The following is a 1,180-nucleotide window of genomic DNA, read 5'->3' on the forward strand; positions in this document are numbered from 1 at the left end:
CTCTTCATTTGAGACGGCGCCTTGCCCGCTTGTGCCATCGCACGTTCATCGTGACTGTGTGAAACGCAATGCAAACCGCCGCCTTGAGTTCACGCCTGGCCATTTGCTAGCCTGCCGGCCAAGCAAAGACAAACCGCGAGAACATATGGCACAGGACAGCCAGACACTTCATGGCGACGACATCTCGGCCGTTATAGTCGGGCAGGGGGCCGAACTGGTCTCGCTGCGGGATGCGGATGGGCTGGAGCTTGTGTGGCAGGCCGGACCGGCCTGGCGCCGTCATTCCCCGGTGTTGTTTCCGATCGTCGGCCGGCTGAAGGGCGACCAACTGCGCCATCGCGGCCAGACCTATCCGATGACGCAGCACGGCTTCGCCCGCGATAAGTCGTTTGCCTGGGCGGAGAGGGGTTCTCGGTCCTGCATGCTGGTGCTCACCGACGACGCGGAGACCCGAACGCACTACCCCTTCGCCTTCCGTCTGGCGGTAACCTACACTCTCGACGGCCGGCAGCTTGGCGTCACGTTCGAGATCACCAACACCGGCGACGAGCCGCTACCGGCGTCGATCGGGGCGCACCCGGCATTCAACTGGCCGCTGCTGCCGGACCTGCCCAAGGAGGCCTACCGCCTGACCTTTGCAAAGCCCGAGCATGCGCCGATCCGCCGTCTCAAGGACGGGTTACTGCTGGCGGCAAGGCAGCCGACGCCCATCGAGGGCAACATTCTCGCTTTGTCGGATCGGCTGTTTGACGAGGATGCCTTGATCCTGGACCAGCCTTCCAGCACCGCTGTGCGTTACGGTGCCGATCGTGGTCCGGCGATCGAGATGCATTGGAACGGATTCCGGGAATTGGGCGTCTGGTCAAAGCCGGGCGGCGCGCCATTCCTCTGCATCGAACCCTGGCACGGCCTCGCCAGCCCGGTGGATTTCGATGGCGAATTCGCCGACAAGCCAGGAGTGATGCTGATCGAGCCGGCCGGAAGGCGCGTGCTCGGCTATCGGATCGAACTTCAACCGCAGACGCATTAGCTGAAAGGCTGGCGTCGCGTTCATGGATGGTGGAGTTGTTCGTAAACATCCAGCTCGCTTGATTTGGAGGAATGCAGCATGGACCAATTCACCGGCGGTTGCCTGTGCGGCAACGTCCGAATTGTGGCGACTGGACGCCCAGACCGGGTG

At 62.9% G+C, this 1,180-nt stretch carries 1 protein-coding gene; it reads left to right on the forward strand.

The window, feature by feature from the left end; translation table 11 throughout:
- Nucleotides 1–145: 145 nt before the first annotated feature.
- Entirely contained in the window at nt 146–1,030 is an 885-nt protein-coding gene (locus tag FJ980_RS32970; RefSeq protein WP_140547595.1) for an aldose 1-epimerase family protein, read from the forward strand.
- The last annotated feature ends 150 nt before the right edge of the window (nt 1,031–1,180 follow it).

The sequence above is a fragment of the Mesorhizobium sp. B1-1-5 genome (assembly GCF_006443065.1).
Lineage (GTDB): Bacteria > Pseudomonadota > Alphaproteobacteria > Rhizobiales > Rhizobiaceae > Mesorhizobium.

Coding starts and splice junctions, on each gene's coding strand:
- FJ980_RS32970 (WP_140547595.1), top strand. CDS start 146: ATGGCACAGGACAGCCAGACACTTCATGGCGACGACATCTCGGCCGTT.